Source organism: Agathobaculum massiliense, from assembly GCF_900291975.1.
Taxonomy (GTDB): Bacteria; Bacillota; Clostridia; order Oscillospirales; family Butyricicoccaceae; genus Agathobaculum; species Agathobaculum ammoniilyticum.
Genome location: NZ_OMPN01000001.1, coordinates 3123408 through 3145428, shown reverse-complemented (window position 1 = coordinate 3145428; position 22021 = coordinate 3123408). Strand labels below are relative to the sequence as shown.

17 protein-coding genes and 1 tRNA gene are annotated in these 22021 nt (G+C 58.0%); all 18 read right to left on the bottom strand.

Translation table 11 applies throughout. From position 1 onward, the window contains the following. Nucleotides 1–53: 53 nt before the first annotated feature. The gene (locus DBQ51_RS15970) at nucleotides 54–1034 is read right to left on the bottom strand and encodes a LacI family DNA-binding transcriptional regulator (RefSeq protein WP_107632061.1); all 981 of its coding nucleotides are present in this window, start codon (nucleotides 1032–1034) and stop codon (nucleotides 54–56) included. 24 nt (nucleotides 1035–1058) lie between these two features. Next, complete coding sequence (locus DBQ51_RS15965; protein WP_107632060.1) at nucleotides 1059–1574, bottom strand: M48 family metallopeptidase; 516 nt, start codon at nucleotides 1572–1574, stop codon at nucleotides 1059–1061. Further along, nucleotides 1561–2463 carry a DMT family transporter gene (locus DBQ51_RS15960; protein ID WP_107632059.1) on the bottom strand — a complete coding sequence of 301 codons (903 nt, stop codon included), beginning with the start codon at nucleotides 2461–2463 and terminating at the stop codon, nucleotides 1561–1563. Before DBQ51_RS15960 ends, DBQ51_RS15965 begins: the two co-directional genes overlap by 14 nt. Before the next feature lie 94 nt (nucleotides 2464–2557). Next, nucleotides 2558–3055: a GreA/GreB family elongation factor gene (locus DBQ51_RS15955; protein ID WP_054327673.1), complete on the bottom strand. Its 498-nt coding sequence runs from the start codon at nucleotides 3053–3055 to the stop codon at nucleotides 2558–2560. Between the two features lie 139 nt (nucleotides 3056–3194). After that, nucleotides 3195–3281 (bottom strand) — tRNA-Leu (locus tag DBQ51_RS15950). 45 nt (nucleotides 3282–3326) lie between these two features. Continuing rightward, nucleotides 3327–4706 carry a sodium-dependent transporter gene (locus DBQ51_RS15945; RefSeq protein ID WP_054327674.1) on the bottom strand — a complete coding sequence of 460 codons (1380 nt, stop codon included), beginning with the start codon at nucleotides 4704–4706 and terminating at the stop codon, nucleotides 3327–3329. A gap of 38 nt (nucleotides 4707–4744) precedes the next feature. Then, nucleotides 4745–5242: a tRNA adenosine(34) deaminase TadA gene (gene tadA / locus DBQ51_RS15940; protein WP_107632058.1), complete on the bottom strand. Its 498-nt coding sequence runs from the start codon at nucleotides 5240–5242 to the stop codon at nucleotides 4745–4747. A gap of 132 nt (nucleotides 5243–5374) precedes the next feature. After that, the gene (gene mreB, locus DBQ51_RS15935) at nucleotides 5375–6439 is read right to left on the bottom strand and encodes a rod shape-determining protein (protein ID WP_054327675.1); all 1065 of its coding nucleotides are present in this window, start codon (nucleotides 6437–6439) and stop codon (nucleotides 5375–5377) included. 126 nt (nucleotides 6440–6565) lie between these two features. Beyond that, on the bottom strand, nucleotides 6566–8815 hold the full coding sequence (recD2, locus tag DBQ51_RS15930; protein WP_107632057.1) for an SF1B family DNA helicase RecD2: 2250 nt from the start codon (nucleotides 8813–8815) through the stop codon (nucleotides 6566–6568). A 24-nt stretch (nucleotides 8816–8839) separates the two neighbouring features. After that, complete coding sequence (locus tag DBQ51_RS15925) at nucleotides 8840–9139, bottom strand: hypothetical protein (protein ID WP_107632056.1); 300 nt, start codon at nucleotides 9137–9139, stop codon at nucleotides 8840–8842. A gap of 157 nt (nucleotides 9140–9296) precedes the next feature. Further along, nucleotides 9297–9551: a hypothetical protein gene (locus DBQ51_RS15920; protein ID WP_054327680.1), complete on the bottom strand. Its 255-nt coding sequence runs from the start codon at nucleotides 9549–9551 to the stop codon at nucleotides 9297–9299. A 95-nt stretch (nucleotides 9552–9646) separates the two neighbouring features. Beyond that, complete coding sequence (gene tuf, locus DBQ51_RS15915) at nucleotides 9647–10852, bottom strand: elongation factor Tu (RefSeq protein ID WP_054327681.1); 1206 nt, start codon at nucleotides 10850–10852, stop codon at nucleotides 9647–9649. A gap of 81 nt (nucleotides 10853–10933) precedes the next feature. Continuing rightward, nucleotides 10934–13036 carry an elongation factor G gene (gene fusA, locus DBQ51_RS15910; protein ID WP_054327682.1) on the bottom strand — a complete coding sequence of 701 codons (2103 nt, stop codon included), beginning with the start codon at nucleotides 13034–13036 and terminating at the stop codon, nucleotides 10934–10936. A 36-nt stretch (nucleotides 13037–13072) separates the two neighbouring features. Next, entirely contained in the window at nucleotides 13073–13543 is a 471-nt protein-coding gene (gene rpsG / locus DBQ51_RS15905) for a 30S ribosomal protein S7 (protein ID WP_054327683.1), read from the bottom strand. Between the two features lie 191 nt (nucleotides 13544–13734). Next, nucleotides 13735–14154 carry a 30S ribosomal protein S12 gene (rpsL, locus tag DBQ51_RS15900; protein ID WP_054327684.1) on the bottom strand — a complete coding sequence of 140 codons (420 nt, stop codon included), beginning with the start codon at nucleotides 14152–14154 and terminating at the stop codon, nucleotides 13735–13737. A 67-nt stretch (nucleotides 14155–14221) separates the two neighbouring features. Continuing rightward, complete coding sequence (locus DBQ51_RS15895) at nucleotides 14222–14464, bottom strand: ribosomal L7Ae/L30e/S12e/Gadd45 family protein (RefSeq protein WP_054327685.1); 243 nt, start codon at nucleotides 14462–14464, stop codon at nucleotides 14222–14224. A gap of 202 nt (nucleotides 14465–14666) precedes the next feature. Then, on the bottom strand, nucleotides 14667–18200 hold the full coding sequence (gene rpoC / locus DBQ51_RS15890) for a DNA-directed RNA polymerase subunit beta' (protein WP_054327686.1): 3534 nt from the start codon (nucleotides 18198–18200) through the stop codon (nucleotides 14667–14669). 53 nt (nucleotides 18201–18253) lie between these two features. Then, the gene (rpoB, locus tag DBQ51_RS15885) at nucleotides 18254–21961 is read right to left on the bottom strand and encodes a DNA-directed RNA polymerase subunit beta (protein ID WP_107632055.1); all 3708 of its coding nucleotides are present in this window, start codon (nucleotides 21959–21961) and stop codon (nucleotides 18254–18256) included. Between the last annotated feature and the right edge of the window lie 60 nt (nucleotides 21962–22021).

Below are 22021 nucleotides of genomic sequence, written 5' to 3'. Positions count from 1 at the left end.
ATCCGCTCCTGCCTTAGCGGGAACGGCTGCACCCTTTTCTATGGTTTTCCGCTTCAGGTCGTTTCTCCCAAACGGATTTCAAAGCCTAACTTGAGCTGTTTTTTGCGATCCATCCCCTGTTCAATCATTTCAATCAGATCTTTTGCTGCCTCTTCACCGCTGGTCTGGTAATAGTAATGCGCGGTCGTGAGCCGCGGACGGATCAATTCGCCTAGCCTCGAATGGCCAATGCCTGCCAGCGCAACATCCTCCGGCACACGCCGTCCATACTGCTCGAGCCGGTTCATTGCGCCAATCGCTATGGAATCGGTTGCACAAAAAATCCCGTCCACATCGTTTGCGCGCTGCAACATGCGCTCCGCTGCGGCGTAGCCTCCGTCAATAGAGAAATCGCTCTGTTCCATGCGGGACGCCGTTTCTTCCAGCCCTGCTTCATGGAGCGCATCCAAAAAACCCGCCCGTCGGGACTCACCCGCCGCCCTGTCCCGCTGGGTCACGCCAATATAGCCGAGCTTTTTCCTGCCGCCCTGTAGCATCAGCCGAGTGACCGCATAGGCCGCGCCACGGTCATCGTGGTAAACACAGGTCACCCCGTCCATCTGCTGCCCCAGCAGGACAACCGGCACGCTGCACGCCTGCACCGCCTTTCGATGCGCCGGCGACAGGATCGTTGCCACCAGAAGTACGCCGTCCACGTTTCCCGTTCGGAACACCTCCAGATATTCCAGTTCCTTGTCCATCCGGTTCTCGGTGTTGGCCAGCAGTAAGCGGTAACCCTGCTCCTCAAATATGCGTGAAATACCGGCCACCACACGGCTGACCGCCTCGGAATCGATGCGCGGTACGATCACGCCGATCATACGGCTTTTTCCCGTGCGCAAAGTCTGCGCCTGCTGGGATGGGATATATCCGGTCTCCTCAATGACACGGCGGATTGCCTCGCGTTTTTCCGAGCTAATATAGCCGTTATTTAGGTAGCGGGAAACCGCCGCCTTGGATACCCCTGCCCGCTGTGCAATCTCCGCAATCGTCATTTTTCGTTTTCCACTCCTTTGTTCCTATTCGCGCAGCATGGCGCGACGACGCTTGTAATCCGGCATATAGCGTTCCACCAGCTCCCAAAAACGGGGGCCGTGATTTTTATGGACAATGTGCGCAAGCTCATGCACGACCACATAATCAATCACGGCGTCCGGATAATCCATCAGACGCCAGGAAAAGCACAGCCTGTTTTTCGCACTGCAGGAGCCGAACCGCGTCCGCGCGGCGGTAATCCTTATCCCAGTCGGCCGCAACCCCATCCGTTCTGCATACCGCGCCACCCGACGCGGAATCTCGTCCCGAGCCTGCGCTTCCAGTTCTACACAGCGCGCGGCGTCCGGCTCCGGATGTGCCTCCCGACGCAACGCCTGCCTCGCGCGCGCACGGTCAATCCAAGCCGCCTGGTTGCTCACGAAGTGCGCGATCTCCCGCTCCGGAACGTGCAGCGGCGCACGCACCACCACCGCGCCATCCCGCCGCACCTCGACCGCCAGCGTCCGCCGGCGGGAGCGAACCACCTCATACCGGTCCACGCGCCTGCCCCCTGCTTTCCACGGTCCGGTTATATAAAAATGTGACGACTGAAACGCCGCAGATCACGGCATAGCCGACGACGCTCATCCAATCCGGAATCTGGCCGAACAGGAAGAAGCCGAATAACGCGGTAAACAAAACCTGGGAATAATCAAACACAGAAATCTCCTTTGCCGACGCATGCGCATAAGCCAGCGTCACGCCGAACTGCCCCAGCGTGGCCGCAAAGCCAGCGCCCAGCAGATACACAAACTGTAGCCCGGACATCGGATGGAAATCAAAAATCAGAAACGGCAGCGTGACCAGCGTCGAAAAAGTGGAGAAGAAAAAGACGATCCGCGCGCTTTTCTCCTGTTTTTGGGAAAGCGCGCGGACCGCGGTATAAGCCGCGCCCGCACCGATACCGCCCAGCAGGCCGATAAACGCCGGAAACGCCTCTGCCGAAAATCTGGGCTTGATGATCAGCATGCTCCCGCCAAACGCCACCAAGACCATCCCGTATTGAAACAGGTTAGCCCGCTCTTTCAACAGGAAAAGGGAAAATAAAATCGCAAAAAAGGGCGACATCTTATTCAAAATATTCGCGTCCGCCAAAACTAGGCGGTCGATCGCATAGTAGTTGCAGAAAATGCCGAGCGTGCCGCATGACGCGCGCAGGAGCAAAAGAGGCAGATTCCCTTTCTCCCACCGGAATCCGCTCCCATCGCGTTTGAGCAGCACCGCTGCCACGACCATCGCAACCGCGTTGCGGAAAAAGGATTTTTGTGTAAAAGGCAGATCGCCCGCCAAGCGGACGAAAACACTCATCATCGCAAACCCCAACGCGGAAAGCAGGATGAAGCCGATCGCCTTGCTTTTATTGGAAAGCACCAATGTTTCCCCTGTCATTCATTCTCTCCCTGTTATCATACCACAAATCCATGAAATATGCAAAACATCTGCGGATAACCGGATGCCCGATATTCCATGCCGCGCAGCACATTCAGAGGATCGTGCCGTTCCCATCGTCCATCTCTTTCGTGATGGACCGTATGACGACCGTATAGGCCGCCCCGTCATCGGTTTCCACTTTCACGCGGTCCCCCGCCTTTCTGCCGAGCACCGCTTTGCCCAAGGGTGCTTCCCGACTGACGCGCCCCTGCAGCGGGTCGCACCGAACCGTGGTCACGACCTGTATCGTTTCGATTTCATCGTCCTCCTCAAAGTACAGCTCCACCTTATCGAACAGCCCGATCTCATCCGCACCCGCGCGGTCTTCTATGATATGAGCGGATTTGATCATCCGCTCCAAATAGCGGATCCGGCTGCGGTTGCGGTTTTGCGCCTGCTTGGCCGCTTTATATTCAAAGTTTTCGCTCAGGTCCCCGAACGCCCTCGTCCTTTTGACCTCCTCAATCAGCTCCGGCATCAGTTCCAGCTTCCGGTGCTCCAGCTCCTTCTGCATCATTGCAATATCCTGCGCGGTCAGCTCATTGTGCATTGTCGTCGCCCGTCCTTTCCATCCCGCCGCACCGCTTCGTCCGAATTATTCCCGATGCCGCGGCGTTTTCCTGTATACTTAAAAAACACCGCACGTTTCGTGCAGTGTTTTTTAATATGAACCTGTAAAAAATACAGTATGGTGCCGGTGACCGGACTCGAACCGGTACGCTGTCGCCAGCGGTGGATTTTGAGTCCACTACGTCTACCAATTCCATCACACCGGCATATTTGGTGCAGCAAAATTATTATATCATACTGCACCACCGTTTTCAAGAGAACAGGAGCAAAATCTTGTCCTTTATTCCCAGCACGAAAATCACCAGCACAATCAGCGGCAGGATATAGCTGACATAGACACGTATCCCATCGCGCACCTTAAAGCCGCCGCCCTCGTTGGCCTCCTCCTTAAAGTTTTTCCAGCCCCAGCCATAACGGCTGGTACAGAACAGCAGATATATGATCGACCCCAATGGCAGCCAAATGTTGGAAACCAGGAAATCCTCCAGATCCAGCACAGCGGTCCCCTCGCCAAACGGCTGGAAGCCCGACCAGATGTTATAGCCCAACACACAGGGAAGCGAGAGCAGGATTATCAGGATGATGTTCACCCCTGCAACCTTTTTCCGGCCAGCGCCGGTCAGGTCCATGCCGCAGGAGATGATGTTTTCAAAAACAGCCAAGACCGTGGAAAACGCCGCAAACGCCATGAACACAAAGAACAGACTGCCCCACAGCCGGCCCATCGCCATATGATTGAAAATATTCGGCAGGGTGACGAAAATCAGGTTCGGGCCGCTGTCCGGCGAAACGCCAAACGCAAAGCAGGCTGGGAAAATAATCAGACCCGCGGTGAACGCAACAAATGTATCCAGGATTGCCACATTGACCGCTTCACCCAGCAGGGCGCGGCTCTTACCAACGTAGCTTCCAAAAATCGCCATCGCGCCAATGCCCAGAGACAGCGTAAAGAACGACTGGTTCATCGCGCCGACAATGACATTGACAATGCCAGCTTCCTGCATCCGGTTCAGGTCCGGAATCAGGTAGAACTTCAGTCCCTCGCCTGCGCCTTCCGTCAGGATACTGTTCACCGCCAGAATCACCATGATCGCCAGCAGCGCGAGCATCATCACCTTGGTCACACGCTCCAAGCCGCTCTGCAGTCCAAACGAATTGATTGCGAAACCCACAACGACGACAACGACCATCCAGCCCCCCATCACAAGCGGCTGGCCAAGCATTTCGGGAAATACTGCCTGCACCTGTTCGGTCGTCGCCCCTTCAAACCGTCCGGAAGCGGTCAGATAGAAATAATGCAGCATCCATCCGCACACGGTCGTGTAAAACATCATCAGCAGGTAGTTGCCAATCATGGCCAGATAACCGTGGATATGCCATTTCTGCCCCGGCTTTTCCAGCGCCTGATAAGCGCGCACCGGACTTTTCTGACTGGCGCGGCCCACCGCAAATTCCATCGTCATAATCGGCAGCCCCAGGATGATTAGGAAGAGTACATAAAACACGACAAACGCGCCGCCGCCGTACTGGCCTACCATCCATGGAAACTTCCATACATTTCCCACGCCGATGGCGCACCCTGCCGAGAGCAGGATGAAGCCCAAGCGTGAGCCCAATCTTTCTCTTTGCATTGCTACATACCCCTTATAAAACTTACATCTTTATATTTTCAAACGTCCGCGACGTCTGATTTCTCCTGAAATCGCAGCCGCCTGCGCTTTTCCCGCAGCGCGCGGAAAAAGTCTCTGAGGATCGCTGCGCACGCCTCCTCCATCACGCCGGAAACGACCGTCGGCCTGTGGTTATACGGCAGCGCGAACAGGTCGACCAGCGTGCCGCATGAGCCGGCTTTCGGATCGGGCGCCCCGTAATATACCGTTTTGATCCGCGCGTTGATGATAGCGCCCGCGCACATCGGACACGGCTCCAACGTAACATACAGGTCGCATTTATGCAGCCGCCAGCCGCCCAGCTTTCTGCACGCCTTTTCGATGGCCTCGATCTCCGCATGATGGAGCGCGTTTTTTTTGGTCTCCCTGCGGTTCCGGCCGCGGCCGACGATTTTCCCTTCGCAAACAACCACCGCGCCCACCGGCACCTCGCCCTCCTCCGCCGCCTTTTGGGCGAGACGGAGCGCTGCTTTCATATATTTTTGCTGTTCTGTCATCTACCTGCCTCCGCACCGCTCCATCAAAAACACCCGTCCAATGGCGGGTGTTTTTTGCCTTGCCTTTACTGGATGCAAGCCTCGGCAACGCTATACTGCTGCGTAGCATATGGACACAGGCTTTGCGCCCGTTTATTGCATCATCTGACGCTGCCGCGAAAGGTTCATCGTTCCATCCTGCATGCCGGACAGGTTCTCCAAGCAGTTGCCCGTGCCGTAAGCGACACAGGAAATCGCTTCATCCGCGATGTGGGTCGGGATGCCGGTCTTGGACGCGACCAGTTTGTCGAAGCCCCAGATCAGCGAACCGCCGCCGGTCATCACGATGCCGTTGGTCGAAATATCGCCGGTCAGCTCAGGCGGCGTCCGCTCGATGACCCAGTGGATCGCCTCGACGATCGACGCGCTGACTTCCTCCAATGCGTCCAGCACCTCGGTCGAGTTGACCGAGAACGTGCGCGGCAGGCCGGTCATCAGGCAGCGCCCCTTGACCTCCATCGATACCTCTTCCGTACGCGGATAAACACAGCCGATGGTCTTTTTGATCTGCTCCGCAGTGCGCTCGCCGATCAGGGCGTTGTGCTTTCGGCGGACATATTTGACGATCGCTTCGTCGAACTTATCGCCCGCAATCTTGATCGAAGTGGATTCCACGATGCCGCCGAGCGAAATAACCGCAACATCGGTCGTACCGCCGCCGATATCGACCACCATGTTGCCGTTGGGCTTTGCAATATCGATGCCCGCGCCAATCGCCGCCGCGACCGGCTCCTCGATCAGGAAAACACGCTTTGCGCCCGCCTGGGTGCCGGCATCGATCACCGCGCGTTCCTCGACCTCGGTGATGATCGAAGGCACGCAAATCACCACGTTGGGCTTAAACAGGCGGAAGCCCTGCACCTTGCGGATAAATTCCTTGATCATGCGCTCGGTCATTTCATAGTCTGAAATCACACCCTCGCGCAGCGGACGGATGGCAATAATGTTGCCCGGTGTGCGGCCCAGCATCTTCTGCGCCTCCGCGCCGACGGACAGGATCTTGCCCGACACCTTATCCACCGCGACAACCGATGGTTCGTTCAGCACCACGCCCTTCCCCTTAACGTAGACCAGAACCGTCGCCGTGCCGAGGTCAATGCCGATATCACTCGAAAAAAGCGAAAACTTTTTCGCTAATGTTTCCAGAAAAGAAGCCATAATCTTCATTCATCCTTTTTGCTCTGTTACCGCCGATTTGCAGTGTTTTTATTATACCCCATACACCAGTCGGTTTTCAAGGCTATTTGCGAAAATATTGTCAAATCGACAACATTTCCCTGCGTTTTATCCGAGAACCGATGCATTCGGCGTCGGTTCCGCGCGCAGACGCGCCTTGAGCGCGCTGTACCTCCTGCCTTTCTGGTTGTTTTCCACCATATAAGCGACTGTATCCGCGCTGCCGACGATCACCAGAAGCTGCCTGGCGCGCGTGATCGCGGTATAAAGGATGTTGCGCGTCAGCAGGCGGCGCGGCAACCCGTCGGACAGCGCCAGTACGACCGCGTCAAACTCGCTGCCCTGCGACTTGTGTACCGTGACCGCATACGCCAGTTCCAGCTCGCCCAGCATATCATAGGTGTAGGTTGCGATGCGGTCGTCAAACCGGATGACCATGCATTCCTGCTGCGGGAATATCTGTAGTATTTCCCCAACATCGCCGTTGAATATGCCGGTCCCCTGCTCCTCGTCCTCCCGACGCTCCCATACGATGTCGTAATTGTTGCGCACCTGCATCACCCGATCCCCCTCGCGGAATATCCAGTCCCCGAAGCGCTTTTCCAACTTGCTTTCCGCAGGTGGATTGAGAGCTTCCTGTAAGCGCCGGTTGAGCGCCACCGTGCCGCTCCCCTGCCGCTTGGCGGGCGACAACACCTGAATCTGCGCAGGGGTAAAGCCGTAATGCTTCGGCAAGCGCGACGCGCAAAGCTGCGCGACCGTTTCGATCACCGCGGACGGCTCGGAGCGCTTGAGGAAGAAGAAGTCTCCGTCCGCGCCGGATGGGACCGGCATTCGGCCCGCATTGACCGCATGCGCATTCATCACGATATCGGATTTCTGCGCCTGCCGGAAAATCTCGGTCAGCCCAATTGTCGGAACACGGTGTGAGCCGATCATATCCCGCAGGAAATTCCCCGGTCCCACCGGCGGGAGCTGGTCCGCGTCACCCACCAGCACCAGCCGCGCCCCATGCGGCAGCGCCTCGACCAACGCCTGCATCAGCGTGATATCCACCATGGATACCTCGTCCAGAATCACCGCGTCGCATTCCAACGGATTCGTCAGGTTACGCGCAAAGGCGGTGCGCCCTCCGGCGGCAAAGCCGGCTTCCAGCAGCCGGTGGATGGTTCTGGCCTCTATACCGGTCAGATCGGATAAGCGTTTGGCCGCCCGTCCGGTTGGGGCCGCGAGCAGCGTGTGCAGTCCCAATGCCTCAAAAACCTGCAGGATGCCGCGCACGGTGGTCGTTTTGCCCGTACCCGGCCCGCCGGTCAGGATCACAAGCCCGCTGCGCGCCGCCACGGAAATGGCCTGCTTCTGCTTTTCCGAATAGGGAAATTCACTGCCCTCCATCAGCGCGCCGAGCAGCTCGTCCACGTCAAAGTCATACAAAAAGCAGCGCTCCGCCATACCGCCCAGCATCTCTGCGAGATAGGCTTCAGCGTCATGGATGCTGCGCAGATAGACCGCGTCCCTGCCCGCAATCTGTTCCCGCACCAGTTTCCCGCGCTCGCTCAGCCGCAGGATGCTCTCCAGCGCCCGCGCCTCATCAAACTCCACATCCTCATCCGACAGCAGCACGCAGACCGTATGGGTCAGCTTTTCCATCGGTATGAACGTATGCCCGTTATCCAGGTTAAACGTCAGGGTATACAGCACGCCCGCGTCTGCCCGTTCGTCCGACAGCAACGACAGCCCCAGCTCCATTGCCAGCCCGTCTGCGATACGGAATTCAACATCATAATACGGATCGCACAGCAGATATGGGTTCTCACACAACGCGTCGATCGCACTGTCATGCAACCGCTTATACAGCAGCGGCGTCAGCGATACCGGCAGGTTATGCTCGCTCAAAAAATCCATCAGCAGGCGCATTTCGCTTTGCTCGATAAACTGCCTGCCGATTTCCCGCGCTTTCTTTTCCGTAATCCCCCTGATCTCAGTCAGGCGGTCGGGAGCATGTGTCAGAACGTCAAAGGTATCTTCCCCAAAGCGCTCCGCGATCCGCGCCGCCAGGCGCTGCCCCACACCGCGAATCAGTCCGGAACCCAAGTATTCGGCGATGCCGCGCACGGACGATGGCAGACGCCGCTCAAACGCTTCTGTGGCGAACTGCTCTCCATAGGAGGGATGTGTAACCCAATAACCGGTCAGGATTACCTGTTCCCCGGGTCCGATATTGGGGAACGTGCCGGTCGCCGTTACCTCCGCCCCCTCTTCGGACGCAAGGCGCAGCACGGCGTAACCGTTTTCCTGATTATAGAAAACGATCTGTTCCACCGTGCCGCGTATCAATACGTATTCTCTTTCGTCCACCCGATATGTTCCTCTACTTCCGTGTCATTCCAAATACATCATGTCCTGCCGCGCCGCCATATGCTTCGCCACATTTTGGCCCTGTCCGCTGCCGATCTCGACGAATGTGATAGACATGCCGGGCAGATACTGCTTACGGATCCGCAGGGCGGTCCGGATCAGCTGCTCGCTCGACGCGTCGCAGCCATCCCCGTACAGCGTCAGCTCCGCCGAGCCGTGCAGCCGCAGCATACGTACAAAAACGATTTCATACACGGTGTGCAAAACGGTATAAAACCCTACCGCAGCAAATACCGCCAGCACAGATTGCCAGAAAACAGACATGGTTTTCCCCTCCTGCTTTCAGCCTATGCCGCGGGCGGGCTTCATGTTACGCGGCGTTATATTAATTGTATCACAAGTCGGCAAAAAAGTAAAATACCGCCGCACAACGGGGGCTGCAGGCTTCGCGTCCGCAGCCCCCGCACCGTCCGTTTGCCCTTTACGTCTCGTGCTCAATGCACCACTCGGTCAGATCCTCGCTGTTCGTGCCGCGCATCGGATGCGCCCGTCCGCAGTTCCGCTCATGCGGCGGCAGCGCCTCCCCCTGCGTCTGAACGTCTTTCTGGCGGTGACAGTTACTGATCTCATGTTCGCTGCTGCGCGCCGCAACGCTCGGTTTGCTCCGCTCCATCCATTCAATATTCTTTTTTGCGGATTCCAGCTGCTGGGCAGAAACCTCATGCTCGTTTTTCATCAAGCATCCCTCCTCACAGCTATTGTGTCGCACGCCCGCACGCTTTAGACAAGAAAAAACTCCCATGCGAAGCATGGGAGTTTAATGATTGCCAATTAGTCGGCGTTGATCTTGGTAACAACGCCCGAACCAACCGTACGGCCACCCTCACGGATAGCGAAACGAAGACCTTCCTCGATCGCGATCGGGGTGATCAGCTCAACGTCCATCTCAACGTTGTCGCCCGGCATGCACATCTCAACGCCCTCCGGCAGAGCGATAACGCCGGTAACGTCAGTGGTGCGGAAGTAGAACTGGGGACGGTAGTTGTTGAAGAACGGAGTATGACGGCCGCCCTCTTCCTTCTTCAGGACGTAAACCTGACCGTGGAACTTGGTGTGCGGATGAATGGAACCCGGCTTCGCCAAAACCTGGCCGCGCTCAATCTCGGTCTTCTGGATGCCGCGGAGCAGCGCGCCGATGTTGTCGCCAGCCTCAGCGTAGTCCAGCAGCTTACGGAACATCTCGATGCCGGTAACAACGGTCTTACGCGGCGCGTCCATCAGGCCGACGATCTCAACTTCCTCGCCCATCTTCAGCTGGCCACGCTCGACACGGCCGGTAGCAACCGTACCACGGCCAGTGATGGAGAATACGTCCTCAACCGGCATGATGAACGGCTTGTCAGCCGCACGGTCCGGCGTCGGGATATAGGAGTCAACAGCATCCATCAGCTCGCGGATGCAAGCGTACTCCGGCGCGTTCGGATCAGTGGAGTCAGAGGTCAGAACGCCCAGCGCGGAACCGCGGATTACCGGAATGTCGTCGCCCGGGAACTCATAGGAGGACAGCAGATCGCGGATCTCCATCTCAACGAGATCGAGCAGCTCCTCGTCGTCAACCTGGTCAACCTTGTTCATGAATACAACGATATACGGAACGCCTACCTGACGAGCAAGCAGGATATGCTCACGGGTCTGCGGCATCGGGCCGTCAGCAGAAGAAACAACCAGGATCGCGCCGTCCATCTGAGCAGCGCCGGTGATCATGTTCTTAACGTAGTCGGCGTGGCCCGGGCAGTCAACGTGCGCATAGTGACGGTTCTTGGTATGGTACTCAACGTGAGCGGTATTGATCGTAATGCCGCGCTCCTTCTCCTCCGGCGCCTTGTCGATGGAGTCGTACGCCTGATACTCAGCCTCGCCCTCGAGAGCCAGAACCTTGGTGATCGCCGCGGTCAGCGTGGTCTTGCCATGGTCAACGTGGCCGATGGTACCGATGTTAACGTGCGGCAGGGAGCGGTCAAATTTTTCCTTTGCCATTGTGGATATCCTCCTCGTAAATTGAATTCATAGTCATGGTGAGTTTATTCTACTGCAAATCACAGAAAAATGCAATAGTTTTTAGTTGTCTTTGTTACGGGTGTCCATAATCTTTTCCTGGATGCTCTTGGGTACTTCCGTGTAATGGCTGGGCTGCATGGTGTATTGGCCACGACCCTGCGTGCTCGAACGCAGCGCGGTCGCATAGCCGAACATCTCGCTCAGCGGAACGGCAGCGGAAATCGCCTGCACACCGCCGCGCGGCTCCATACCCTGAATCTGGCCGCGGCGGGCATTCAGGCCGCCGATGACATCGCCCATATAATCCTCCGGCACCATAACGTCAACCTGCATGATAGGCTCCATCAGAACCGGATCCGCCTTCTTCATCGCTTCCTTGAACGCCATGGAGCCGGCAATCTTGAACGCCATTTCAGAGGAGTCAACCTCGTGGTAGGATCCGTCATACAGGGTAACCTTGACGTCGACTACCGGATAACCCGCCAAGATACCGGCCTGCATCGCACCCTGGATACCCTGGTTGACAGGCTCGATATATTCCTTTGGAATCGCACCGCCGACGATCTTGTTGATGAACTCGTAGCCCTTACCGGACTCGTTCGGTTCAACAATGATCTTGACATGGCCGTACTGGCCCTTACCGCCAGACTGACGCGCATACTTCTGATCTACGTCCGCAGAGCGGCGGATGGTTTCCTTGTAAGCAACCTGCGGCTCGCCGACATTCGCCTCTACCTTGAACTCGCGCAGCAGGCGGTCGACGATGATCTCGAGGTGCAGCTCGCCCATGCCGGCGATGATGGTCTGACCAGTTTCCTCGTCGGTATAGGTCTTGAAAGTCGGATCCTCTTCCGCCAGCTTTGCCAGCGCAATACCCATCTTCTCCTGACCGGCCTTGGTCTTAGGCTCGATCGCAACGCGGATAACCGGCTCTGGGAAGTTCATGGACTCCAGAATGATCGGGTGCTTCTCGTCGCAGAGCGTGTCACCCGTGGTGGTATTCTTAAAGCCGATGCCCGCGGCGATATCGCCTGAATAAACCACATCGATATCCTGACGGTGGTTTGCGTGCATCTGCAGGATGCGGCCCAAGCGCTCGCGCTGGTCCTTGGTCGCATTGAGGACCGAGGAACCCGCAGTGATCGTACCCGAGTAAACGCGGAAGAACGTCAGTCGGCCGACGAACGGGTCGGTCGCAATTTTGAACGCCAGCGCAGAGAACGGCGCCTCATCGGAGGACGGACGGGAATCATCCTCGCCAGTCTTGGGGTTGACGCCCTTGATATCCTCGATGTCGGTCGGCGCCGGCATATAGTCGATAACCGCGTCAAGCAGCATCTGGACGCCTTTGTTGCGGTATGCGGTGCCGCACAGAACGGGAATGATCTGATTGCCAATGGTACCCTTGCGGATTGCAGCCTTGACCTCCGCAGCGGAGATCTCCTCGCCCTCGAGGTACTTCATCATGAGATCCTCGTCAAGCTCGGCAGCGGCTTCCCACAGCGCGTCGTGATACTCCTGCGCCTGATCCATCATATCGGCCGGAATTTCCTCGTCGCGGACATCCTTGCCAAGATCGTCATAGTAAACCTCCGCACGCATGGTCACCAGGTCGATGATGCCGCGGAACGTCTCCTCTACGCCGATCGGAAGCTGGATCGGCACTGCGTTGCACTTGAGTCGGTCCTTCATCATGCTGACAACATTGAAGAAGTCGGCGCCCATGATGTCCATCTTGTTGACGAACGCCATACGCGGCACCTTATAATCATCAGCCTGATGCCAAACCGTTTCGGACTGAGGCTCAACGCCGCCCTTGGCGCAGAAAACAGTGACCGAACCGTCCAGTACGCGCAGAGAGCGCTGCACCTCGATGGTGAAGTCAACGTGGCCCGGGGTGTCGATGATGTTGATACGGTGCTCCGGAAACTGATGCTGGGAGCCCGACCAGTGGCAGGTGGTTGCGGCAGAGGTGATGGTGATGCCGCGCTCCTGCTCCTGTTCCATCCAGTCCATCGTAGCGGTACCGTCGTGGGTATCGCCGATCTTGTGGTTTACACCGGTGTAGTACAGAATACGCTCGGTGGTAGTGGTTTTACCGGCGTCGATGTGCGCCATGATGCCGATATTTCTGGTTCTTTCCAGGGAATATTCTCTAGGCATATTGCTCTCCTTTCAAAGCGTAAAACGGATCGCAGATTAATAGCGGTAGTGCGCGAATGCCTTGTTCGCTTCCGCCATCTTGTGCGTATCCTCACGCTTCTTCACAGCGCCGCCCAGATTGTTGCACGCGTCCATGATCTCGCCGGCCAGGCGCTCGCGCATAGTCTTCTCGCTGCGGGCGCGGGCATACTTGGTAATCCAGCGCAGGCCCAGGGTCTGACGACGCTCCGGACGGACTTCCATCGGCACCTGATAGGTGGCGCCGCCTACACGACGGGCCTTAACTTCGAGCGACGGCATGATGTTCTCCATCGCTTCCGTAAAGACCTCCAGCGGTTCACGTCCGGTTTTCTCACGGACGATATCAAAAGCACCATAAACGACCTTCTGCGAAACGCCTTTCTTGCCGTCCAGCATGATCGAGTTGACCAGCTTGGTGACAAGCTTAGAGTTGTAAAGCGGATCGGGTAGAACGTCTCTCTTCGGGACATTACCTCTTCTTGGCACTTTGCTTCCCTCCTTCAAAAATATTTGATTTCATAGGTACTCCGGCTCAGCACATAGGGCAAGCCGTTGTAATGCCTGTCCGAGGTAATACACCCGTATATGCAATCGGATATAAAACGCCTCAGACAAAGCATGAGAGTGCTTTGCTGAAAAAACTTTAACTTTTCTCGCAAAACGTGTGGGTCGGCAGCTTACTTGCCTGCCTTCGGACGCTTAGCGCCGTACTTGGAACGAGCCTGACGGCGGTTTGCTACGCCCTGGGTATCCAGCGTGCCGCGGATGATGTGGTAGCGGACGCCGGGAAGGTCCTTTACACGGCCGCCGCGAACCATAACGACAGAGTGCTCCTGCAGGTTGTGACCTTCGCCCGGGATGTAAGCGGAAACTTCCATCTGGTTGGTCAGCTTGACACGAGCAACCTTACGAAGCGCGGAGTTCGGCTTCTTCGGCGTCATGGTTTTAACCGTCGTGCAGACGCCACGCTTCTGCGGAGCAGACTGGTCGGTGGCTTTCTTCTTCTGAGAGTTATAGCCTACCTGAAGAGCCGGCGCCGTAGATTTGTAAACGACTGCCTCGCGCCCCTTACGGACGAGTTGGTTAAAAGTTGGCATTTTATTTCCTCCTTCTTTCAAAAGTATTTATGAAAAACGCGCGCCGCGCGTATTCCATCAAACAGCATCATCGCAGGACTGTGACGACCGCAGCACCGACATCGATGCCCGCCGCGTCCCCCAGCTCCGCCATGGTGGTGATTTCCGTGATCCTGGTATCCGTCTCGCTGCAAAGCTCGTAAATGGGACCTACCACGCGTTTTTCCGCGTCCAGCGCAACATAGACCTCAGCCGCCGCGCCGTCCCGAATCGCCTTTTTCGACTGCTTCACACCGATGACCTTGTGCGCCGTGCGAAGTTCTGAAAGCATACTAACCCTCCTATACGGCATACTTCATTAGTATAATTGCTTTCCGGCATGAAGTCAAGCATTTTTACAGAGATTTTTCACCATTTCTGCCATAATATGCGTTTGCTACATCGTTTATAGCGAAAAAATGCGCCACTGACCGTAAAAACAAGGGAACGCCTTTCAGCATTCCCCTGTTTTGCAGAATTTATACTTTTCCGATTCAGCCGAGATCGACCGTCTGCTCGTAATGTCCGTCGCAGTATTCGGTCATGCCGGAGCCTGCCGGAATCAGCTTGCCGATGATGACGTTTTCTTTCAGGCCCATCAGCGGGTCTACCTTACCCTTGATCGCGGCGTCGGTCAGCACGCGGGTTGTTTCCTGGAACGACGCGGCGGACATCCAGGAGTCGGTCGCCAGCGACGCCTTGGTAATACCCATGAGCGTCGGCTCGGCCACCGCCAGGCGGAGACCCTCCTCGCCCGCGTCGATACGGTCCTGCACCTTCTGGTTATAGTCCTCAAACTCAAGCAGATCCATTACCGAGCCGGGCAGCACCTCTGCGTCGCCCGCGTCCTCGACGCGCACCTTGCGCATCATCTGACGCACGATGACTTCGATATGCTTGTCGTTGATATCAACGCCCTGCTGGCGGTAAACCTTCTGCACTTCCTTGATCTCATAGTCATGCACTGCACGCGGATCGAGGATGCGCAGGATATCATGCGGGTTGAGCGAACCTTCGTTGAGCTGGAAGCCCTGCTCGACCTCCTGCCCATCGGTCACACGGATGCCGGAAGACGACGCGAGCTGGTAAGAACGCATATCGCCTGTTTCCGAATTGACGATGTTGACTGTCTTGACCGTGGTGCGCTTGGACTCCTCAATGGTGATGACGCCGCTGATCTCCGCAAGGGTTGCGGCCTTCTTGGGCTTGCGTGCCTCGAACAGCTCTTCAACACGCGGAAGACCCTGCGTGATATCCGAGCCGGCAACGCCGCCGGTGTGGAACGTACGCATGGTGAGCTGGGTACCCGGCTCGCCGATGGACTGCGCGGCGATGATGCCGACCGCCTCGCCCTTGCCGACCGGCGTACCCATGGCCAGATTCATGCCATAGCAGTGCGAGCAGACACCCTTGCGCGCGCGGCATTCGAGGACCGAGCGGATCTGTACGCGGGTGATACCGGCCGCGATGATCGCGTCCGCGTCCGCATCGTTCATCATCTTGCTCTTGGGTACGATCAACGCGCCTGTTGCCGGATCGCAGATATCGTCGACCGGATACCGGCCGAGCAGACGCTCGCGCAGCGGCTCGATGACCTGATTGCCTTCCTTAATATCCTCTACCCAGATGCCCTTGGCCGCGCCGCAGTCCTCCTCACGGATGATCACGTCCTGGGAAACGTCTACCAGGCGGCGGGTCAGGTAACCGGAGTCCGCAGTACGCAGCGCGGTATCTGCCAGACCTTTACGCGCGCCGCGCGCAGAAATGAAGTATTCCAAAACCGAGAGACCCTCGCGGAAGTTGGACTTGATCGGAATCTCAATCGTCTTACCCGAGGTGGACGCCATCAGGCCGCGCATACCGGCGAGCTGGCGGATCTGGTTGATCGAACCACGCGCGCCAGAATCGGCCATCATGTGGATCGGGTTGAAGCGCTGCTCGCGCATGTTTTCCTGCAGCTTGGCGGTAACCTTTTTGGTCGTGGATTCCCACTCGGCGACCGTCAGGCGGTAGCGCTCGTCGTCCGTGATAAAACCGCGCTTGTATTTTTTATCGATCTTGGCGACCTGCTGCTCGGATTCATGGATCAGGGTCGCCTTGTCGTCCGGCACCAGCATATCGGCCACCGCAACGGTCAGCGCGCCCTTGGTCGAATATTTGTAGCCCATCGCCTTGATTGAGTCGAGAACCTCGGCCGTTACATTGAAGCCATGCACATGGATGCACTTGTCAATGATCTTGCCCAGCTCTTTTTTGCCGCAGGTGAACATGATCTCCAGATCGAATTTCTTGTCCGGATCCGAGCGGTCGACAAAGCCGAGGTCCTGCGGAATGCGCTCGTTGAAGATCAGGCGGCCCGGCGTCGCGTCCACAATGCGGCTCTCCATCTTGCCGTTGATCTCCTTGGTCACGCGCACCTTGATCGGCGCGTGGATGCCGACAACGCCCTCCGCATAAGCCATCAGCGCTTCATCGGCGTCGCGGAACACCTTGCCGGTACCCGGCTCGGTATCGCGGTCGATGGTCAGGTAATAGGAGCCCAGCACCATATCCTGCGACGGTACGGTGACCGGCTTGCCGTCCTGCGGCTTGAGAAGGTTGTTGGCGGACAACATAAGAAGGCGCGCCTCGGCCTGCGCTTCTGCGGACAGCGGCACATGCACCGCCATCTGGTCGCCATCAAAGTCCGCGTTGAACGCCGTACAGACGAGCGGATGCAGACGGATGGCGCGGCCCTCGACCAGCACCGGCTCGAACGCCTGGATGCCCAAGCGGTGCAGCGTCGGCGCGCGGTTGAGCATGACCGGGTGACCCTTGATGATACCGGCGAGCACATCCCAAACCTCGGGCTTGGCGCGCTCGACCATCTTCTTGGCGGATTTGATATTGGACGCCGTTCCGTCCTCCACCAGCTTTTTCATTACAAACGGCTTGAACAGCTCAAGCGCCATCTCTTTGGGCAGGCCGCACTGGTAAATCTTCAGATCCGGACCGACAACGATAACCGAACGGCCGGAGTAGTCGACGCGCTTGCCGAGCAGGTTCTGGCGGAAGCGGCCCTGCTTGCCCTTGAGCATGTCGGACAGGCTCTTGAGCGCACGGTTGTTCGGGCCAGTGACCGGCCGGCCGCGGCGGCCATTGTCGATCAGCGCATCCACCGCCTCCTGAAGCATGCGCTTCTCATTGCGCACGATGATATCGGGCGCGCCCAGCTCCAGCAGGCGCTTTAAGCGGTTGTTGCGGTTGATGACGCGGCGGTACAGGTCGTTGAGGTCCGAGGTCGCGAAGCGGCCGCCGTCGAGCTGCACCATGGGGCGGATCTCCGGCGGGATGACCGGAACCACGTCCATGATCATCCATTCCGGACGGTTGTGAGACAGCCGGAACGACTCTACGACCTCCAGACGCTTGATGATGCGCAGGCGTTTCTGTCCGGAGGATTCGCGCAGTTCCGCGGTCAGCTCCTTGGAGAGCTGGTCGAGATCCAGCTCCTGCAGCAGTTCCTTGATCGCCTCCGCGCCCATGCCGGCGCGGAAATCGTCCTCATACTTTTCGCGCATGTCGCGGTACTCCGCCTCGTTTAGGATCTGCTTTTTCATCAGCGGGGTATCGCCCGGATCGATCACAATATAGTTGGCAAAGTACAGGACCTTTTCCAGCACGCGCGGGCTGATATCCAGGATCAGACCCATGCGGGACGGGATGCCCTTGAAGTACCAGATGTGCGAGACGGGCGCGGCCAGCTCAATATGGCCCATGCGCTCGCGGCGGACCTTGGCGCGCGTGACCTCGACGCCGCATTTGTCGCAGATCTTTCCCTTGAAGCGGACTTTCTTATATTTGCCGCAGTGGCACTCCCAATCCTTCGTGGGGCCAAAGATGCGCTCGCAGAACAGGCCGTCCTTTTCCGGCTTGAGCGTGCGGTAGTTAATGGTTTCGGGTTTTTTGACTTCACCATACGACCACTCGCGGATCAGGTCGGGCGAGGCCAGGCCGATCTTGATGGCGTTAAACGTATGATATCCCATATATTTTCAGATGCTCCTTCCCAATTCACAGATGATTCCGGCCGGCCGCTGGCTTATTCGCCCAGGCCGTCGTCAAAATCACCTTCGGCATCGTCGCCGTCCTCGTCGGCGCTGTCCAGTGCAAAGAGATCGGTGTCGCCCTCCTCGGCGTCGTTGATGCCGAAGCCAGCCGCGGTGAATTCATCATCCACGCCCGAAACAGCCTGCTCCATCGGGCGGATGAAATCTGCATCGTCGTCCTCGTCGTCCGCCAGCTCGATAACCTCCATGTTCTCGTCGAGCACCTGAATGTCCAGGCACAGGCTCTGCAGCTCCTTGACCAGAACCTTGAAGGATTCCGGCACGCCCGGCTGCGGCACGTTATGGCCCTTGACGATCGCTTCATAGGTCTTGACACGGCCGGTGATATCGTCCGACTTGACAGTCAGGATCTCCTGCAGGGTATAGGCGGCGCCATAGGCTTCAAGCGCCCAGACTTCCATTTCGCCGAAGCGCTGGCCGCCGAACTGCGCCTTGCCGCCCAGCGGCTGCTGGGTGACCAGCGAGTACGGGCCGGTCGAACGGGCGTGAATCTTATCGTCTACCAGATGATGCAGCTTGAGGTAGTACATATAACCGACGGTAACGCGGTTGTCAAACTGCTCGCCCGTGCGTCCGTCGTAAACAACGCTCTTGCCGTCCTCGCCCACGCCGGCGGCAACCAAGGTCTCCTTGATGTCGTCCAGGGTCGCACCGTCGAACACAGGGGTTTCAACCTTCCAGCCGAGCTTTTTCGCCGCGAAGCCGAGGTGTACCTCGAGCACCTGCCCGATGTTCATACGGGACGGAACGCCCAGCGGGTTAAGCACGATATCAAGCGGACGGCCGTCCTCCAGGAAAGGCATATCCTCCTGCGGCAGAATACGGGATACAACGCCCTTGTTGCCGTGGCGGCCCGCCATCTTATCGCCGACCGAAATTTTGCGCTTCTGCGCGATATACACGCGCACAACCATGTTCACGCCCGGCGAAAGCTCGTCGCCGTTCTCGCGGGTGAACACCTTGACGTCCACCACGATACCGGATTCGCCGTGCGGCGCGCGCAGCGAGGTGTCGCGCACCTCGCGCGCCTTCTCACCGAAGATCGCGCGCAGCAGGCGTTCCTCGGCGGTCAGCTCGGTCTCGCCCTTGGGGGTTACCTTGCCGACCAGGATGTCGCCCGCCTGCACCTCCGCGCCCACGCGGATGATGCCGCGCTCGTCGAGGTTGCGCAGCGCGTCCTCGCCGACGTTCGGGATGTCGCGAGTGATCTCCTCCGGCCCGAGCTTGGTGTCGCGGGATTCGGATTCATATTCTTCAATGTGGATCGAGGTATACACGTCGTCGCGCACCAACCGCTCGTTGAGCAGGACGGCGTCCTCGTAGTTGTAGCCCTCCCAGGTCATAAAGCCGATCAGCGCGTTCTTGCCAAGCGCGATCTCGCCCCTGTCGGTCGATGGGCCGTCCGCCAGCACGTCGCCCGCCTTGACGCGCTCGCCCAGATCGACGATCGGGCGCATGTTGATGCAGGTGGATTGGTTGGAGCGCAGGAACTTGGTCAGATGATAGGTCTTTTCCTCGCCGTTGTCATACTGCACGACGACCTCGCGCGCGGTCACGCGGGTGACGACGCCGTCGCTCTCGGCCAGCGGGATGGTGCCCGAGTCGACCGCCGCCTTGTATTCCATGCCGGTGGCCACGACCGGCGCTTCGGTCTTTAAGAGCGGCACAGCCTGACGCTGCATGTTCGCGCCCATGAGCGCGCGGTTTGCGTCGTCATGCTCGAGGAACGGGATAAAAGCGGTCGCAACCGAAACCATCATGCGGGGCGAAACGTCCATCAGATCAACGTCCTTGCGGTCTACCTCGACGAACTCGTCGCGCATGCGGCAGGTGACGCGGTCGTTCAGCAGGTAGCCGTTTTCATCGATCGGCTCGGTGGCCTGACAGACAATATACTCGTCCTCCACGTCCGCGGTCATATACTGCACCTGGTCGGTCACGCGGCCGTCTTCCTTATCGATGATGCGGTACGGCGCTTCGATGAAGCCAAAATCGTTGATGCGCGCATAGGTCGCCAGATACGAGATCAGGCCGATGTTCGGACCTTCCGGCGTCTCGATCGGACACAGGCGGCCGTAGTGCGAATAGTGTACGTCGCGCACCTCAAAGGATGCGCGGTCGCGCGACAGGCCGCCGGGGCCAAGCGCGGACATACGGCGCTTGTGCGTCAGCTCTGCCAGCGGGTTGTTCTGGTCCATGAACTGAGAGAGCGGCGAAGAGCCAAAGAATTCCTTGATGGCCGCGGTCACCGGGCGGATGTTGATCAGCGACTGCGGGGTGACGATGTCCAAATCCTGAATGGTCATGCGCTCGCGGATAACGCGCTCCATGCGGCTGAAACCGATACGGAACTGGTTCTGGAGCAGCTCGCCCACGCAGCGCAGGCGGCGGTTGCCCAGGTGGTCGATGTCGTCGGTCGTGCCGATGCCATGACCCAGGTTGAGCAGGTAGCAGATCGAGGCGAGCATGTCGTCCACGATGATAGTCTTGGGAATCAGGTCGTGAATGCGGGTCTGCACGGTCTTTTTCAGCTCGTCTCCCGAAGCGCCCGAATCGATGATCTCTTTGAGTACGGAAAAGCGCACCTTTTCCTTTACGTCCAGCTCCTCAGCGGTAAAGCCGGTGTACTCCTGGAAGTCGCCGATATCGACCATGCCGTTGCCGAACACCTTGACGGCAGTTCCCTCGCTCGATTCAATCACAGCATGGTTGACGCCCCGACGGGACAGCAGGCGCGCCTTGTCGCGGGTGAGGATTTCCTCCCCCTCGGCCAGCACCTCGCCGGTCATGGGGTCGACCACCGGCTCGAGCAGCTTATGGCCGGTGATACGGCGAGCGATGTCCAGCTTCTTGTTGTATTTATAGCGGCCGACCGCGGAAATATCATAGCGGCGCACGTCGAAGAACATCGCGTCCATCAGGCTGGTCGCGGACTCGACCGTGGGCGGCTCGCCCGGGCGCATTTTCTTGTAAATCTCAATCAGCGCCTCGTCCGAGGTATGGGCGGGGTCCTTGTCGAGCGTGGCGACGATCAGCGGGTCCTCGCCGAACAGTTCCTTGATCTCCGCGTCGGTCTTGACGCCGATGGCGCGGATAAAGCTGGTGATCGGGATTTTGCGGTTCTTGTCGATGCGGACGTAGAACACGTCGTTCGCATCGGTCTCATATTCGAGCCACGCGCCGCGGTATGGGATAACGGTTGCGGACAGCAGCAGCTTATCGGTCTTGTCATACTCCCTGCCATAGTAGACGCCGGGCGAACGGACGAGCTGGGAGACAATCGCGCGCTCCGCGCCGTTGATGATAAAGGTTGCGGAATCGGTCATCTTCGGGAAATCACCCATGAAGATCTCCTGCTCCTTGATCTCGCCGGTTTCCTTGTTGCGCAGGCGCATGCGGACCTTGAGCGGCGAAGCATATGTGGCGTCGCGCGCCTTGCATTCCTCTACGCTGTACTTCGGCGCCTCGTCCATCGAGTAATCGAGGAACGAAAGCTCCAGATTGCCGGTGTAGTCCGTGATGGACGCGGTATCGGCGAAAACCTCGCGCAGTCCTTCGTCAAGGAACCACTGGTAGGACTTTTTTTGCACCTCGATCAGATTGGGCATCTCCAATATCTCGTTGATGCGTGCAAAGCTCTTTCGCGTGGTTTTGCCGTGCTGTACGTCTTTCACCTTCATGTGCTTTGATCACTCCGTTTCTTTCGGCTGTGTTGGTGTTGATACGCCCGGCGGCGTGGC

Bases quoted from the DNA above. Each gene is read 5' to 3' on its own strand.
- DBQ51_RS15895 (WP_054327685.1), bottom strand. From the start codon at position 14,464: ATGCTTTCAGAACTTCGCACGGCGCACAAGGTCATCGGTGTGAAGCAG.
- DBQ51_RS15925 (WP_107632056.1), bottom strand. From the start codon at position 9,139: ATGTCTGTTTTCTGGCAATCTGTGCTGGCGGTATTTGCTGCGGTAGGG.
- rpoC (WP_054327686.1), bottom strand. From the start codon at position 18,200: ATGGGATATCATACGTTTAACGCCATCAAGATCGGCCTGGCCTCGCCC.
- DBQ51_RS15960 (WP_107632059.1), bottom strand. From the start codon at position 2,463: ATGACAGGGGAAACATTGGTGCTTTCCAATAAAAGCAAGGCGATCGGC.
- tuf (WP_054327681.1), bottom strand. From the start codon at position 10,852: ATGGCAAAGGAAAAATTTGACCGCTCCCTGCCGCACGTTAACATCGGT.
- tadA (WP_107632058.1), bottom strand. From the start codon at position 5,242: ATGACAGAACAGCAAAAATATATGAAAGCAGCGCTCCGTCTCGCCCAA.
- mreB (WP_054327675.1), bottom strand. From the start codon at position 6,439: ATGGCTTCTTTTCTGGAAACATTAGCGAAAAAGTTTTCGCTTTTTTCG.
- rpsL (WP_054327684.1), bottom strand. From the start codon at position 14,154: ATGCCAACTTTTAACCAACTCGTCCGTAAGGGGCGCGAGGCAGTCGTT.
- fusA (WP_054327682.1), bottom strand. From the start codon at position 13,036: ATGCCTAGAGAATATTCCCTGGAAAGAACCAGAAATATCGGCATCATG.
- DBQ51_RS15945 (WP_054327674.1), bottom strand. From the start codon at position 4,706: ATGCAAAGAGAAAGATTGGGCTCACGCTTGGGCTTCATCCTGCTCTCG.
- DBQ51_RS15970 (WP_107632061.1), bottom strand. From the start codon at position 1,034: ATGACGATTGCGGAGATTGCACAGCGGGCAGGGGTATCCAAGGCGGCG.
- rpoB (WP_107632055.1), bottom strand. From the start codon at position 21,961: ATGAAGGTGAAAGACGTACAGCACGGCAAAACCACGCGAAAGAGCTTT.
- DBQ51_RS15955 (WP_054327673.1), bottom strand. From the start codon at position 3,055: ATGCACAATGAGCTGACCGCGCAGGATATTGCAATGATGCAGAAGGAG.
- DBQ51_RS15920 (WP_054327680.1), bottom strand. From the start codon at position 9,551: ATGAAAAACGAGCATGAGGTTTCTGCCCAGCAGCTGGAATCCGCAAAA.